The following is a 13831-nucleotide window of genomic DNA, read 5'->3' on the forward strand; positions in this document are numbered from 1 at the left end:
CGGCGCCTTAATGTAACCGCCATCACCCCCCTGCGCTATGGACGAAGGCGGCATCTATGGCAACTCCGCTCGCCCAACCCGAAGGACGGTCCGGCAGTCGCCCGGGCGCCGACCTCTCCACGACCCGGAGCCGTTCCTCGCGCAAGCTGATGGCCGCGGGACTCGTCGCGAGTGCGCTCGAGTGGTACGACTTCTTCCTCTACGGCACCGCGGCCGCGCTGGTCTTCCCCCATGTGTTCTTTCCGCACTCCTCGGCTCTGATGGGGACCCTCCTCGCCTTCAGCACGTTCTGGGCAGGCTTCGTGGCCCGTCCCATCGGCGGGGTGCTCGCCGGACACCTCGGCGACACCTACGGACGCAAGCCGGTCGTCGTCACCTGCCTGGCGGTCATGGGGGCCGCGACCTTCCTGATCGGCTGCCTTCCCAGCGCGGGGACCGTCGGTGTGCTGGCTCCGACGCTGCTGGTCGTTCTGCGCTTCGTACAGGGGCTCGCGGCCGGCGGCCAGTGGGGTGGCATCATGCTCCTGCTCACCGAGTCCGCCGGCCCCAAACGGCGTGGTTTCGCCGGAACCTTCGGGCAGACCAGCGTCCCCGTCGCGGTGATCATCTCGAACCTGATCTTCGTGGCCGCCAGCGGCCTGATGCCGGACGACGCCTTCCTCAGCTGGGGATGGCGCATCCCCTTCCTGGTCAGCGTCGTGATGTTCGTGGTGGTCCTCTACATCCAGGCCAAGGTGGAGGACACGCCGGAGTTCCGCGCGCTGCAGCGGGAGGTGTCGCGGCCGGAGAGCGCGGTGGTCCCGGCTCCACTGGCGCACGTCGTACGCAACAAGTGGCGAACCGTCCTTCTCGGCTGCGGACTCCTCTCGGCGACCAACAGCCTCTTCTACGTCAGCATCTCCGGGCTCCTCAGCTACGGCACCCACACGCTGGGACTCGAACGCAACCCCCTGCTCGCGGTCGTGCTGGTCAGTTCCGTGGCGATGCTCTTCGTCCTGCCCTGGTCCGGCCACCTGTCGGACAAGGTGGGCCGTCGGCCGCTGATCCTGGTCGGTGGTCTGGGTGTCGCCGTCTGGGCCTTCCCGTACTTCCGGCTCGTCGGCACCGCTTCACTGCCGCTGATCTTCCTCGCGGTGACGGTGGGCTTCGTCTTCCAGTGCCTCACCTACGGCCCCATCGCGAGCTTCCTCGGCGAGCTTTTCGCACCCGGCGTCCGCTACTCGGGCGCGTCCCTTGCCTACCAGCTCTCCGCGATCATCGTCAGCGGCGGCACGCCGTTCCTCATGACAGCGCTGATCGCCAAGACCGGGAGCACCATGCCGGTCGCCGCCTACATCATGGTCATGGGCCTGATCACCACGGCCAGCGCATGGTTCCTGCCCGAGACGAACCCCGCCGAGGTCCGGGACGATCCGCACGCGATCCCAGGCACGCACCTCTACCGCTGAGGGGTCCGGCGCCGAGCGGGTCCACGGCCGGCCCGCCTGTCGGCGAGAGACCGGACAGTCCGCCACCGCGCAGCCCCCGAGGCCGCTCCAGGGCCCGGCTTCGGCCACCTGAAGCGACCTGAGCGGCGCCCGTCCCACCTCATGAGGAGGCCGTGGAAACCGCGGCGCTCCATCCCTACGAGATTCGGGAAAGAGGCCAGAGTGAGCAGAACACCGGCAAGGGGCGCAAGCATTCGTCGGCTCACCGTGCCGACGGCCATGGTCCTGCTGGCAGGCGCCATCCAGGTGTTCGGGGCCGAACCCACGACCGCGCCGAACTCGACCGAAGTCGGCGTCCCGGTCGAGGCCGACTACTCGACCACGGTGCCGCAGTGCGCCGGGCTGGAACAGATGCGGATCCCGGCATCGGTCATGAGCCTGCCGACAACCGGCGGTCGCGTCGAGTCGGTCTCGGTCATGACCAGTCTCCTGAATGGCGAAACGATCAAGTACTGCCAGGTCGACGCCGACATCTCTCCCGTCGACCCGTCCGCGCCCGCTGTCAAGATGCGCCTCGACCTGCCGTACGACTGGAATCGTAAGGCGATGATGTTCGGTGGCGGGGGCTACAACGGAACCGTTCCCGACCTGGCGGAGAACGTGCCGTTCGGACCCGCGGACCAGCCGGTGCCTCTGGCCCGGCGCTATGCGACCTTCGCCAGTGACTCGGGCCACCAGCAGAGCCCGGTCGCCCCGCCGTCACTGGACGGGTCGTTCGGCGTGAACGACGAGGCTCTGGACAACTTCGCCGCCGGTGACGCACTCAAGAAGACGCGCGACGCGAGCCTGTTCCTCATCCGGCACGCCTACGGGACGAACCCTGCCGAGGTCTACTTCTCGGGAGGCTCGACAGGCGGTCGTGAAGCCCTCGTAGTCGCCCAGCGATGGCCGACGGCCTTCGACGGCGTGATCTCGGCTTTTCCTGCCTGGAACAATCTCAGCGAGGGCCTGGACCTGGGGCACCTGGCGCAGGTCCTGTCCCGCCCCGGCGCCTTCCCGGGACCCGCGAAGCAGACGCTCCTCTACGACACCGTCATCGAAGCGTGTGACGGTCTGGACGGTGTCGAGGACCATGTCATCTCGAACCCGTCCGGCTGTCACTTCGATCCTCACGTGCTTCGCTGCCCGGGTGGTGCCGACACCGGTCCGACCTGTCTGTCGGATCCTCAGATCGGTGCCGTGATCGCCATGTCCTCTCCGTTCAGGTGGGCGTACCGGATCGCCAGTGGGGAGACCGCATACCCGGGCTTCCCGTTCCTCTCAGGGGCGGACATGAGGACCCCGTTCCTCGGATTCGGCACAACTGCGCCGGCCGATCCGATGCCGGTGACGAGCGGCTACGGGCTGCAGTACTGGGACCAGTGGGTCAAGTACTTCCTGACACGGGACCCGCACCACAGCTCCTTGGACGTGGACCCCCTGCATCCCGGGAAGTGGCTCGACCGGATCAGCCGGCTGTCCACGATCGAGGATCGCAACGACGCGGATCTCCGCCCGTTCGCCCGCTCCGGCGGCAAGCTGATCCTGCTCCACGGCGCTGCGGACGAGCTGGTCTCCTCCAGCTCGACGAGCGACTACTACGGGCGGGTACGCGACCTGCTGGGCTCGCGGTCGACCCGCGGATTCATGCGGTACTACGTCGTGCCCGGGGCGAACCACGCGAACTTCGGCACTCCGGCGTTCGCCGCCGGCTGGGACTCGCTCTCCGCGCTCGAACGCTGGGCCGAGAAGGGGCAAGCGCCCACGCGTCCGATCGTGGCCGACAGGCTCCACGACCGCACTCGTCCGCTGTGCGCATATCCGGACTGGCCGCGGTATCGAGACGGTGATCCGGACAACGCCTCGAGCTTCGTCTGTACACACTGACGGGGCGGGCCGCCTCGGCCGCCGTAGCGCCCCGGCTCAGCGATGCCCAGGTGGAGTGGTCGCCGTCCGGATGATGTCCGGGGCCACTGCCGGGAGTTGGGGGACTTTGGTCGTGGCGGGCCGTCGCGAGGGCACCCATGCCGACCTCCGCGTTGGTGTTGTCGTCGTGCTGCTCGGCCAGAGATCGCCGCAGGGCCGTTTCGGCGCGCGCGTACGTCGCCGGGTCCGGGTTGGTGCGGATCTGCTGGCCGCAGGCCCTGCCCAGGCCGGGCCCAGGCGTCCTCGGGGACATGGCGCACCCGATTTTGTGGGGCACCGAGTGAGCCTCGGGCCGGTGCCGGGTGTCCGGAGGGTTCTGTTGTGGTGTTTGCGTCGGGGGCAAGGCCGTGGCGCCGCTGCTGAACATGACCGCGCCCAGGGCCAGGGCGACGACGGCACGGCGAACTCGGCCGCTGGCCCCCGGTGAGGCGGGTGTGGAGGCTTGGGCCTGCATGAGGTGCTCCCAGCTGATGAAGCCTGTGCCCTGCCCGCGGTGGCTGGGGTGGGCACCGGCGAAATGCCACCGCATCGCCCGCGAGGCCGTCGAGACCCCCCAGCGGCTGGGAGGTCACTGCTGGACCATCGACGCCACTATGGCCTGGCTCTCGGAGATCGGCCTTCCCGCGGCCCGGGACGGTTGCTTGCCGACGGCCTGGAAGCGGGACCGGATGACATTAGTCATCAAGCAGCGTTCACAGACTCCTGCGTGGTCGGCCGGGGAAAGGGGCCTGCGCGGCTCTCAGAGGCCGGCTGGGTGGCTGGAAAGCCAGTCGGCGTGTCGGTCACGCACACGATCACGCTCTGCTGGCGTGGCAAGGATGACGTCTGCGCCGCCGTCGTAAGGGTGGTGGATGCGTCGCAGTTCCCTGTCGGCGATGAAGACCTCGACGAGCGCCTCGTCCACGACGGCTCGCAACAGCCCGTCGAGGCAGCCGCTGTTCCACCGGCGCCGGTCGGCGTAGAGCCGTGTGTGGGTGTGGAACACCGGGTCGGGGTCGTCCTGGTCCGACTCGGTCCACCAGCGGATGCTGTCGGGGTGCAGTGTCTGTCGTGGTGTCGGGTAGGCCTCGGGCCCGGTTGGTGTGTCCGACCAGTCCATGGTCACCACGAACACATCCGTGTCCGCGAACAACTCGTCCAGGATCGTGTTGTACCGGTCCAGCACGATCGCGTACTCGTCCTCGGACTCGGGGTAGCGCTTCGAGCCGGGGAGGCGGTGGAAGCGCACCCAGCGATCCGCGTACCTGGTGCGGAACGTGTGAGCGATGGGCGGGCCCGACGGACGCCGTTCCCTCCACAAAGCCGCCAGGAGAGCAGGGTCGATGGCGAAACCCACCCCTTGGTTTGGAGCCACGCCGATCGGACAGGAAACGCCGGTTCACCGTGGCCGTTGATCTTGCGGTCAAGATGCTGCTGGTAGTAGCGGTCCGCCGGGTAGAACGTACAGCCCGCCGAGCAAGGCAGGCGCCCATCCCGCTCACGGTGGATGCGAACTGCGCCTGCGCGGTGGACCGGGGGTCACCTTCGGGACCGGCCCGCTGGGGCGTGGATCATGGTCCCGTGATGAAGTGGACGAAGGAGACGCCTCCGGTCGGGCAGTCCCAGCATGAGCCGGAACTCTCCGCCTACCAGCGGGCGATGCGCAACCGGCTTCTCGCGGCCCTTGTGGTGCCCGCGCCCGAACCCTGGCGGCCCGTCTTCGAGTACGAGTACGGCGTCCCTGTCGGCGGACTGCTCGGGATCGGCTTCGCGACGGACCCCGATACCGGCCACGATCTGGTGATGGTCGTCTCGCAAGAAGGGCACGGTCTCTTCGACGCCGTCACCGGCGAGAAGATCGCAAGGGACCGCGACCCGGCTCCCGAGGACAGCACCCCCGACGCAGTCGCCGACTTGTCCTGCCCCGGGCTGGGGCCGATCACCGGAAGCCGCGTACGCATCGCCGGGCTCTTCGGCGGCGGGCTGCACGCCACCACCGAGGACGGCTGGACCTTGGAAGTCGTCACCCCGGCCTGGCCGAACGATCGGGTCCTGCTGTCCCGCGACGGCGGGCTCCCCCACGCGGGCCCGCACGGAGAGGAGTGGTGGCACATCTTCCACTCGAACTACTCCACATTCCGCGCAGCCGGCTTCTCGCCCTCCGGCCGGACGATCGCCGTGGCGACGAGCAGCGACCTCTCCCTGTGGACCCGTGGTACGGACGACCGTCACGCCGACGGCTGAGACATGCCCGAGTTCGGGTGGAAGAGCAGAAGGAGTCGGAGTTGAGCGTCACAGGTGTGTGGATCGTCGGCGCGGTGCCTGACCAGGAGGTACGGAATGTGCAGAGCGTTTCGGTTCAGAACGCGGCGCCGGCGCCGGAACCGGTGCACTGTGACGTGCCTGGGGAGCTGGCTTGGTGGCGAAGCAAGGCGCAGGCGTCCATGTTCACGCCGTCGACGAGCTCTGTCGGCGATTGGAGTGCCGACGAGGACGCCCTCCGGCTCGGCGCGTTCTTCAACGCCTGCCGCGACGACTCTGACCACGCGCAGGAGTTGCGTGACACGGTCATGGATCAGTTTCCCCCCGATATCGGGCAGGGCTTGTTCGTGGCCACTGCGCGCAAGGCCGACCCGTTCTCCGCGCTGGCTTACGCCCTGGGTACTGACGCGACGCTTCGGCTGCCGGGCCGGTTCGGGGACTTCCTTCTCGACGCCGAGCAAGTCCGGGCTCAACTGCCTGCGGCCGAGGAGACCCTCGTCCTGACCGGAACCCCACGTCGCGACGCGATCGAGCGAATCCACGCGTGGATGACCGGCTTGGGTGACGACCCCGCCCACGACGCGGACGAACTTCTTGACGGCCCGCTCCGCGTTCTCCGCCACGCCGCCCGCACGGGCCATGGGGCAGCCGGCCAAGTCCGCTGGTACTGACGTGGCCGAACACAGCACGTACCCCGCCACGGTGTGCCCGCCGGAGTTAGACAGTGACCACGAGGCCCTGTGCACAGGCTCCGCTACCTCGCGGGAAAAGTCTGTGAGCGAGGCTTGACATGGATCGTCAAGCCGCGTTCACAGACCTGCGCCACCATGTGCCCCATGGGTGATGCCGGCAGTTGTGCCCGGATTGCCGGTCAGGGACGCAGGTGGGCCAGGAGTTCTGCGTTGGCGGGGTATTCCTGCTCCTGGGGGAGCAGTCGGGTGGCTGAGTCCAGTTCGCGGTCCCTGACGAGTCTGTGGATCTCGTGGGCGAGCGGGGTCACGTCCTTGATGGACACGATCCACTCGTCCGCGTAACGCGACGATGCCTCACCCGAGAGCCCCAGTTGCAGCGAGCGGTGTGGCAGGGGATGCAGGTGCAGATCGCGTTCGGGGTCCCACTGGACACGGGCCGGTGCGCGCTTGAGGTCACGCTGCCAAGCGTCGCGATCGGGATGCAGGCCGCGAACGTAACTCGACAGGCAGGCATGACGCAGCGCCCAGTCGAAGCCGTCGCGAGTGATCTCCACGGCGAGGACGGTCTCCTGACCCTCCTTCGTGCCCCAGCCGGAGCGGTACATCATCCACATGAAACTGGGTTTGATCCACGTCATGCGGCCAGGCTTCCACGCGGCGGGGAAACGACCCTTGCGGGCGGCGGGTCCGCCGATCTCCGGGCGGTACGCCTGGTAGACGGTGATCGTGGATGCCGTGTGGAGCGCGCGGATCCTGCGGTGCGGTTCTTCCATGGCGTACAGGGTGGGGTCGGCCGGCTCAGGTGGCCACCGATTTTCGACTGCCGCTCGCGCTGCAACAAAGCACGCCAGCCGCAGCACCGTGAGAGTGCCGAGGCGATCCCCATCGGGCAAGACACTCCCAGTTCGTTCCAACCAGGGCAATCAGCTACGTGTGGCCCGTCAGATGCCCTGGAGATGTGAACACTGCTTGACAGGGGCAGCAAGCCTCGTTCACAGCCTCTTCCATGCTGCGGGCAGCCACCGGCCGAGGCTGCTCTGCTCCACGTCGATGCCGTCTCGTGGCAGACGTGCGCAGGGCCGTGTGTCCGGGCCGGCGGCCGCCGTTCGGATCACCCAAGGCGGCCCTTCAGGTGACTGCAGGACGCCTCATGAGCCAGGCAGCCGTCGCAGGGGTACTACGTCAGAGAACGAACCCGGAACGCCGTGAGGAGCTTGGCGATGTACGCAGTAGTCCGGCGGTACGAAGGGGTGACCGATTCGGCCGAGGCGGCACGTCTCGTGGACGAGGGGTTCGTGGCGCTCATGCGCCAGGTCTCCGGCTTCGTGGCCTACTACTGGATCGATGCCGGGGACGGAGTGATGGTCTCGACCAGCGTCTTCCAGGACCAGGCCGGTGCCGAGGAATCGATCTCGAGGGCTGCGGACTTCGTGCGGGACAACCTTGCGTCACTGCTTCCCAACCCTCCCCAGGTCATGGCCGGCGAGGTGGTGGCTTCCGCATGACAGCGTTCGGACCAGCCACATGAGATGGCCTCCAAGGCTGTACTGGCCCGCTTGGTCGCCCTTCACAGCGTTGATCCCGCGAGGTGCGTCGGCCGCAAAGAGGACTGTGAACACGGCTTGACATGGATCACCAAGCCGCGTTCACAGCCCCATCCGTGGTCGTGAGATCTCCCGCTGGTGGTCAACACATTTGCGGGGGGCGGACATGGAGAGACCGGGCGGCCGCATTGCATCCGTCCTGCGCTTCGCCGCAGAAGTCGTCGCCTGGGTGGCCACTCCCTGGGCCCTGTCCAAGTACTCATGGCTGCTTGCCGTCTTGGCGGTGGCGGTACTGATCGGCCTCCCGACCGTCTTCTCCACTCCGGGAGACAAGACGCAGGTGATCATCCCTGCATACCGGGTGAGCTACGAAGGGCATGAAAGTGGGTTGGCCCTCCGGGCAGGCTCGCCACTTCACGGCCGCTCCCTACTCTTCAGCGAAGTAGGCATACGGCGCCACCGAGGCTCCTTCGGAGACCGCGCGTTTGTCGTGCTCGCCGGCTTCCGGGTCGAGGTCGCGCGCCCCCAACGAATGCATGGACCACACGGAGAAGCCGCATCGGGCAGCCGATCTGGAGGAGGCTGCTGGCCAGTGGTAAGACTGGGTGACTTTGGTTGTAGAGCCATGGCTTGTTGGTGCTGAGGAGGCGGGCATGTTCGATGAGGCCGGCGAGAACGAGCTCCTGCTCGACGCGACGATGCAACTCGGTGCGAAGGGCGGCTCGATAGGAGCTGCCGTTGGAGGGGCGGCCACCGGAACGCACGGTTTGGGCAGAGCAGGGGCACGAGGCGGTGCGCGTGGAGCCGCTCGAGGCTTCAAATGGACAAAGAAGGACGTCAGTACCACTCTTGTCGAGTTGTCCGGAACGGTGACGGCAGTCTCCCAGCTGGTCCACACGACTCTGGCCGCCATAGGGAATCCGCTAGGAACAGAGGTCCGAGACAACGGGGGCGTCGCCGTACGAGCGATGGTCGGTGTAGGGATGGGTGGCCTGAACCCCACTGTTGTGACCGCTGTTTTGGCCGCAGGTCCCGAAGGCGTAGCGGTGGTGGAGCTCCGCGCCGCGGGTCGTGAAGGGCTCATCAAACAGCACCCCGCCGAAAAGGCTCTGGCCAAAGTCATCGCTCAGCTCAAAGCGGCCTCGCGGTAACGACGGTCGTACGGACCCTGCCCAGCGGGCGCCCCAACGTGTGCCCGGCTCTCTACGCCACGTAACGCAGCTGGGTCGCCCGCGTATGGGGTGTTACCACCCGGAGGCGGTAACACCCCAGGCCTTCATGCGTGCTGGGAGGGCGTGATGTCCACCAGGACTTTGCCGACCGCGCCGCTTTCCACTGCCCGGTGTGCGTCGGCGGTGCGGTGGAGCGGGAGGCGTAGCAGTGGCAGGCCGTGTTCTTCGCCGACCGGCAGGGCGCCGTTGCGGACCGCGGCGGCGACGTCCTCGACGGCCGCGTCGCGTGCCTCCGGGCCGGCCGTGTAGAGCACCAGGAACTGAAGGCGCGTGTTGAGCACCATGTTCTGCAGTACGTTCAGCTCGACCGGCTTGCCGCCGTGGTTGGCGTAGGTCGCGATCGTGCCGCGCGTCCGCAGCACGGCCAGGTCCAGTGCGAGGTTCGTGCCGAGCGCCACCTCGGCGATGATGTCGACGCCGTCCGGGGCGATCTTGCGGATCTCGGTGGCCGGGTCGCCTTTGCGGTAGTTGATCACGTGGTGGGCGCCGGCGGCGGTGGCCAGCCTGGCTTTCTCCGGGCTGCTGACCGTGCTGATCACGGTGGCGCCGGCCCAGCGGGCGAGCTGGATCACGGCGTGCCCGACCGCCCCGGCCCCGCCCGCGGCGAGCACGACCTGGTCGTCGAGTGCCCCGGGATGGAGACGGCCGGGCCCGTCCTCGGCGACGGTGAGCGCGCGGTGAGCGGTCAGCGCGGGGACGCCGAGTGAGGCACCGAGGTCGAAGCCGGCGTCGTCGGGCAGCGGCACGGCCCGCTCGGCGGGTACGACGGTGTACTCGGCGGCGGTGCCGGTGGGCCGCCCGGCGGCGGCCATGTACAGCCAGACCCGCTGGCCGGCCCGGCTCTGCTCGACGCCCTCGCCCACCGCGTCGATCACGCCGGCACCGTCCAGGTGCGGGGTGACCTCGGCGAACAGCTTGGCATGGGCGACGCCTGAGCGGGCTTGCCAGTCGGTCGGGTTGACTCCGGACACGGCGACCCGGACACGGACCTCGCCGGGGCCAGGCACGGGCAGGTCGCGGTCGACCAGCTGAAGAACCTCGGGGCCGCCGCTGTCGCGGTAGATGATGGCTTTCATGATCTGTCCTTAGATCCTTGGCGGATACGGGCTGTATGCCGTGGCCGGGGGCCCGGGCTGCGACCGCGAGCCGGGCCTGGTTGGTTCCGGTCAGCCGATGGGGACTTCGTTGGAGCGGGACTTGATGGCATCGAGGGTGGCGAGCGTCGCGGCGTCGAAGGTGATCTCCCCGGCCGCGATGTTGGCCTCCAGGTGGGCGGCGTTGGCGGTGCCGGGGATGAGCAGCACGTTCGGGGCGTGGTGCAGCAGCCAGGCGAGGCCGACCTGGGAGGGTGTGACGCCCAGGGACTCGGCCACGGCGTGCACCGTCGGTTCGTCGGTTGCTTTCGGCAGGCTCGGGAAGGCCCCGCCGAGCGGGAAGAACGGCACCCAGGCGATGCCCTCGGCCGTGCACAGCCGCAGCATGTCCTCGTCGTCGCGGGAGACGACGCTGTAGGCGTTCTGGACGCAGACGACGCCGGCGGGCAGGGCGCGGCGCAGGCCGTCAAGGGTGACGCTGCTCAGGCCGATCGCGCCGATCTTGCCCTCGTCGCGCAGGGCGGTCATCACCGCGAGCTGGTCGTCGAGGTCGACGACTTGATCGCCGTCAGGGCGCAGGCCGGGGCCGGAGTCGAGGCGGCGCAGGTTGACCACCGGGAGCTGGTCGGTGCCGAGGCTTCGCAGGTTGTCCTCGACGCTGGCGCGCAGTTGTTCGGGCCGCTGCGCGAGACGCAGCGGCAGCGGCCCGCCCGGGTCGGGATCGGCACCGACCTTCGTGACGACCAGGACGCCGTCCTCGGGGCGCAGCGCCTCGCGGATCACGTCGTTGGCGAAACCGAAGCCGTAGAACTCGGCGGTGTCCACGTGGTCGACGCCCAGTTCGACCGCGCGGCGCAGCAGCGCGACGGCGTCGCGGCGGCGGTCGTGCAGGCGCTCGAGCTGCAAGGCGCCGTAGCCGATCCGGAAAACGGTGCGGGCGGCTAACGAAGCGGTCGCGGTGGTCATGACGTTGTCTCCTCGGTCGGTGATCGCAAGGCGGCGTGCAGCAGTTCGGCCAGGTAGAGCGCCATCACCCGGTCGGCAATCGGGATGACCCGCTCCTGGGCCTCGGCCGGGTCGAGGTGCTCGACCTTGACCAGGTGGGCCAGGACGCAGTCGTGCACCATGGCGCGCATCCGGTCGATCGTGTCGACGACGATGCCGTGGATGGCCGGGTTGGTGGTCGCCTCGCCCCAGGTCTGCACGCCGACGCGGGCCTCGGCGGGGTCGATCGCGGCGATCAGGCGGGCGAGCAGTTCGTCGGGGTCGGGCGGGGTGTCGCTCGCGGCGTAGTCGCCGAGGGCTTCGGCGCGCTTGTCGAGCACCGCGTGGGCGGAGGCCTGGACCACGTCGGCCTTGCTGCGGTAGTGGGTATAGATCGAGCCGTTCGAGAGGCCGGACTCGGCCGTGATGTCGGCGATCGAGGTCCGCTCCAGGCCGTTGCGACTGAAGCAGCGTACGGCCGCCTCGGTGATCTGGGCGCGCCGAAGTTCCTTGCGTTCGTCGGTAAGCCGCGGCACTGCACCCTCCAGCAAAAGGAATCGCTGCTCTGCTTGCAGCCCCACCATACAGAGTCATCGCTCTGTTTGGATTGGGGTGGGTGTCGGGCCAGCACGCCGGCCGCACCGGCATTCCGCTGGCTGACGCGGGTGCGGCCGCGGCCAATTCGCTCGCTCCGAGGCTTGCCCGACGCCATCTGGTCGCCGTGTTGAGCAGCCCGCTGAGCCGCGCTCCGCGGACGGCCGAGTTGGCGGGCCTTACCGGCGTCCGGGCCGATTCCGACCTGATGGAGTGGGACTACGGCGGCTGTGAGAGCCTGACCGCGGCGCAGCCCAGGAGACGAGGCCGGGCTGGGACCTGTGCCGGGACGGCGTCATTCCCTGCGACGCCGGCCATCCTGGCGAGCAGCTCCAGCAGGTGGCCGCGCGCGGACGCGGCGCTGGACCGGATCCGGCCACTGTTGAACGACGGCGACGTTGCCGTTGTCGCCCACGGTCATCTGGCACGCGTGCTCACCGTGCGCCGGCTCGGCCTCGACGTGTCCGCCGGCCGGCTGCTCGGCCACCCACATCCAGGCACTCTCAGCTTCCTGGCCACCGAGGACGAGCAGCCCCTCATCGCCGCCTGGAACGTCCCGTAGCGGCAGCCCGCTTCGCACCTGCCGCTACGGGGGCGTCAAGTCCGTTTCTGGTAGATGCCTCGTCCGGGTTGGGTGAGGAAGCCTTGGCGGGCGAGGCGGGCGGACGACGGTGACGAATCCGCCGCCACCGTCCCCATAACGGAGTTCAAAGCCAGGGCCTGCCAGAACGGGTGACCTGGAGGCGCCTCCGGTCAGGTCGAGGCGCTCTCTCCATCGGGAGGCACGCGCTCAGCCTTCGCCGACACAAGGGGCAAGATCACGGTCTGCAACTGGAGTATTAGCCGAGTGGATTCCAGTTGAACCAGCCTCGGGAAGTGTCGTAGACGTTCGTGGGTTCATCGCAAGTCTGGGATGTCGAGATCTGCAGGGCGACGGCATCCGCGCGCGCCGCATAGTCGTCCGCCATAACCACCGAGATCAGAACCGAAGACACCATAAGCACAGGAAGAACTCGTCCGTGGCGTACGCGTGAGATGAACAGGGCTGCCACGGACAGCACGAGGCCGGCCAGCAGGAGCCACCGGTTCACGCTTGCTTCCCGGTCGAGTCGTTCGGACAGCTCTACAAGGTCATCGCAGAGTATGTACGTCTCCGGACCACCGAACAGCGACAGACAGCGTTCCAGTACTGCGGCCAGCACGATGAACATCCCAAGGGCCGGCAGCAGACTCGGATCTCTCTTCGCCCCCGGCCCCGATCCCGTCCTGACCTGCCGCGCAACCCCCATGGCCCCCTACCTTCGACTGCCCGGCGGAACATCCAGCGGAGTGCAGAGATTACCGCCCCGTGCGAGTCGGGGTGCGGTTACCCGAGTTGGTGAACGTATGCGGTCAGAGCACTGGCGAAGCAGGAACGCGCCGCGCCGTGAAATTCCCATCGCCCGCAGCGCGGGCGCAGCCTCCCCGACCGCCCTTTGACCGCCGGGCGACCCGCGGGCTTGCCCCGCCTCCCTGGAGAACGGCATGCCGGGTCAGCGGGCAACCGCCTCCAGGTAACGCTCCCCGCGGCTGTCCGGGTCGTCGACATCGACCACGGCTCACCGCATTGCAGCGCGGGCAGCGTGACGGCCGGCGCATGGACGGAGATGCTGCGCACGGCGCCGGCGAGCGCCCTCGCATCAGCCCGAACATCCCATGTCCAGTCACCCTTGGCGTGCGCGCCGTTGTGGTCGGCGCTGCTCGATGGTGTGCTCGGAATTGGGGAGTTGGGGCGGGAAGTGCCGCTCCAGGATCTCCGCCCACTGATGCAGCACGACGAAGCCGGTGTCGGCCTGCGCCTGGACCAGCTCCGTCAGGGCGTCGACGAACGTCTGTGGTGCCGTACCCGGTGGACTTGCGACGGCGGCCACGGCGCGGTCGTGGGGACCGGTGCTGCGTCAGGCGGCACGGTGTCCGGGGTGGCCGTGTGTTGCCGCTCCGAGTGACTGCCCACCTGCCGAGGCTTACGAGAGGTGGTATACGCTCCACCTCCCGATCATCAGGTCGATCATCGACAGC

14 protein-coding genes and 1 pseudogene are annotated in these 13831 nt (G+C 68.5%); 8 read left to right on the top strand and 7 right to left on the bottom strand.

Going from position 1 to position 13831, the window contains the following annotated elements:
• Positions 1 to 56 precede the first annotated feature (56 nt).
• Positions 57 to 1448 (top strand): MFS transporter, encoded by a 1392-nt coding sequence (locus tag ACIQRL_RS36750; protein WP_401339842.1) that lies wholly within the window; start codon positions 57 to 59, stop codon positions 1446 to 1448.
• Between the two features lie 201 nt (positions 1449 to 1649).
• On the top strand, positions 1650 to 3353 hold the full coding sequence (locus ACIQRL_RS36755; RefSeq protein WP_401339844.1) for a tannase/feruloyl esterase family alpha/beta hydrolase: 1704 nt from the start codon (positions 1650 to 1652) through the stop codon (positions 3351 to 3353).
• 778 nt (positions 3354 to 4131) lie between these two features.
• Here the strand turns inward: ACIQRL_RS36755 and ACIQRL_RS36760 are convergent.
• Positions 4132 to 4620 (bottom strand): hypothetical protein, encoded by a 489-nt coding sequence (locus ACIQRL_RS36760; protein ID WP_401339846.1) that lies wholly within the window; start codon positions 4618 to 4620, stop codon positions 4132 to 4134.
• 335 nt (positions 4621 to 4955) lie between these two features.
• Here ACIQRL_RS36760 and ACIQRL_RS36765 point away from each other — a divergent pair, with 335 nt between their 5' ends.
• Both ACIQRL_RS36765 and ACIQRL_RS36770 read left to right on the top strand, forming a co-directional pair.
• Positions 4956 to 5615 (top strand): hypothetical protein, encoded by a 660-nt coding sequence (locus ACIQRL_RS36765; protein WP_401339848.1) that lies wholly within the window; start codon positions 4956 to 4958, stop codon positions 5613 to 5615.
• A 41-nt stretch (positions 5616 to 5656) separates the two neighbouring features.
• The gene (locus ACIQRL_RS36770; RefSeq protein ID WP_401339851.1) at positions 5657 to 6304 is read left to right on the top strand and encodes a hypothetical protein; all 648 of its coding nucleotides are present in this window, start codon (positions 5657 to 5659) and stop codon (positions 6302 to 6304) included.
• 200 nt (positions 6305 to 6504) lie between these two features.
• Here ACIQRL_RS36770 and ACIQRL_RS36775 read toward each other — a convergent pair whose 3' ends face one another.
• Complete coding sequence (locus tag ACIQRL_RS36775) at positions 6505 to 7098, bottom strand: DUF4291 domain-containing protein (RefSeq protein ID WP_401339854.1); 594 nt, start codon at positions 7096 to 7098, stop codon at positions 6505 to 6507.
• Between the two features lie 447 nt (positions 7099 to 7545).
• On the opposite strand from ACIQRL_RS36775, the gene ACIQRL_RS36780 reads away from it, so the two are divergent.
• The 3 genes and pseudogenes from ACIQRL_RS36780 (at position 7546) to ACIQRL_RS36790 (ending at position 9020) form a co-directional block, all read left to right on the top strand.
• Positions 7546 to 7830: a hypothetical protein gene (locus ACIQRL_RS36780; RefSeq protein ID WP_401339857.1), complete on the top strand. Its 285-nt coding sequence runs from the start codon at positions 7546 to 7548 to the stop codon at positions 7828 to 7830.
• 205 nt (positions 7831 to 8035) lie between these two features.
• Positions 8036 to 8218: pseudogene (locus ACIQRL_RS36785) on the top strand (hypothetical protein); the annotation flags it as partial.
• Positions 8219 to 8522: 304 nt separating this feature from the next.
• Positions 8523 to 9020, top strand: a complete 498-nt coding sequence (locus ACIQRL_RS36790) for a hypothetical protein (RefSeq protein WP_401339860.1) — start codon at positions 8523 to 8525, stop codon at positions 9018 to 9020.
• A 125-nt stretch (positions 9021 to 9145) separates the two neighbouring features.
• On the opposite strand, the gene ACIQRL_RS36795 is transcribed toward ACIQRL_RS36790, so the two are convergent.
• The 3 genes from ACIQRL_RS36795 to ACIQRL_RS36805 form a co-directional block, all read right to left on the bottom strand.
• Positions 9146 to 10177, bottom strand: coding sequence for an NADPH:quinone reductase (locus ACIQRL_RS36795; RefSeq protein ID WP_401339863.1), 1032 nt, complete (start codon positions 10175 to 10177; stop codon positions 9146 to 9148).
• 90 nt (positions 10178 to 10267) lie between these two features.
• Positions 10268 to 11161: an aldo/keto reductase gene (locus tag ACIQRL_RS36800; protein WP_401339866.1), complete on the bottom strand. Its 894-nt coding sequence runs from the start codon at positions 11159 to 11161 to the stop codon at positions 10268 to 10270.
• The gene (locus ACIQRL_RS36805) at positions 11158 to 11715 is read right to left on the bottom strand and encodes a TetR/AcrR family transcriptional regulator (RefSeq protein ID WP_401339869.1); all 558 of its coding nucleotides are present in this window, start codon (positions 11713 to 11715) and stop codon (positions 11158 to 11160) included. The genes ACIQRL_RS36800 and ACIQRL_RS36805 overlap by 4 nt, the downstream gene beginning before the upstream one ends.
• Before the next feature lie 80 nt (positions 11716 to 11795).
• Between ACIQRL_RS36805 and ACIQRL_RS36810 the strand changes: the two genes are divergently transcribed.
• Complete coding sequence (locus ACIQRL_RS36810; RefSeq protein ID WP_401339872.1) at positions 11796 to 12335, top strand: histidine phosphatase family protein; 540 nt, start codon at positions 11796 to 11798, stop codon at positions 12333 to 12335.
• 277 nt (positions 12336 to 12612) lie between these two features.
• On the opposite strand, the gene ACIQRL_RS36815 is transcribed toward ACIQRL_RS36810, so the two are convergent.
• Both ACIQRL_RS36815 and ACIQRL_RS36820 read right to left on the bottom strand, forming a co-directional pair.
• On the bottom strand, positions 12613 to 12984 hold the full coding sequence (locus tag ACIQRL_RS36815; RefSeq protein WP_401339875.1) for a hypothetical protein: 372 nt from the start codon (positions 12982 to 12984) through the stop codon (positions 12613 to 12615).
• 492 nt (positions 12985 to 13476) lie between these two features.
• The gene (locus tag ACIQRL_RS36820; protein ID WP_401339878.1) at positions 13477 to 13683 is read right to left on the bottom strand and encodes a hypothetical protein; all 207 of its coding nucleotides are present in this window, start codon (positions 13681 to 13683) and stop codon (positions 13477 to 13479) included.
• Positions 13684 to 13831: the final 148 nt, after the last annotated feature.

It is taken from the genome of Streptomyces sp. NPDC091209 (genome assembly GCF_044757755.1).
Lineage (GTDB): Bacteria > Actinomycetota > Actinomycetes > Streptomycetales > Streptomycetaceae > Streptomyces.

What these genes read in the sequence shown, in the direction of transcription:
- ACIQRL_RS36750 (WP_401339842.1), top strand. Translation starts at nt 57, where the DNA reads ATGGCAACTCCGCTCGCCCAACCCGAAGGACGGTCCGGCAGTCGCCCG.
- ACIQRL_RS36765 (WP_401339848.1), top strand. Translation starts at nt 4,956, where the DNA reads ATGAAGTGGACGAAGGAGACGCCTCCGGTCGGGCAGTCCCAGCATGAG.
- ACIQRL_RS36775 (WP_401339854.1), bottom strand. Translation starts at nt 7,098, where the DNA reads ATGGAAGAACCGCACCGCAGGATCCGCGCGCTCCACACGGCATCCACG.
- ACIQRL_RS36780 (WP_401339857.1), top strand. Translation starts at nt 7,546, where the DNA reads ATGTACGCAGTAGTCCGGCGGTACGAAGGGGTGACCGATTCGGCCGAG.
- ACIQRL_RS36790 (WP_401339860.1), top strand. Translation starts at nt 8,523, where the DNA reads ATGTTCGATGAGGCCGGCGAGAACGAGCTCCTGCTCGACGCGACGATG.
- ACIQRL_RS36795 (WP_401339863.1), bottom strand. Translation starts at nt 10,177, where the DNA reads ATGAAAGCCATCATCTACCGCGACAGCGGCGGCCCCGAGGTTCTTCAG.
- ACIQRL_RS36800 (WP_401339866.1), bottom strand. Translation starts at nt 11,161, where the DNA reads ATGACCACCGCGACCGCTTCGTTAGCCGCCCGCACCGTTTTCCGGATC.
- ACIQRL_RS36815 (WP_401339875.1), bottom strand. Translation starts at nt 12,984, where the DNA reads ATGTTCATCGTGCTGGCCGCAGTACTGGAACGCTGTCTGTCGCTGTTC.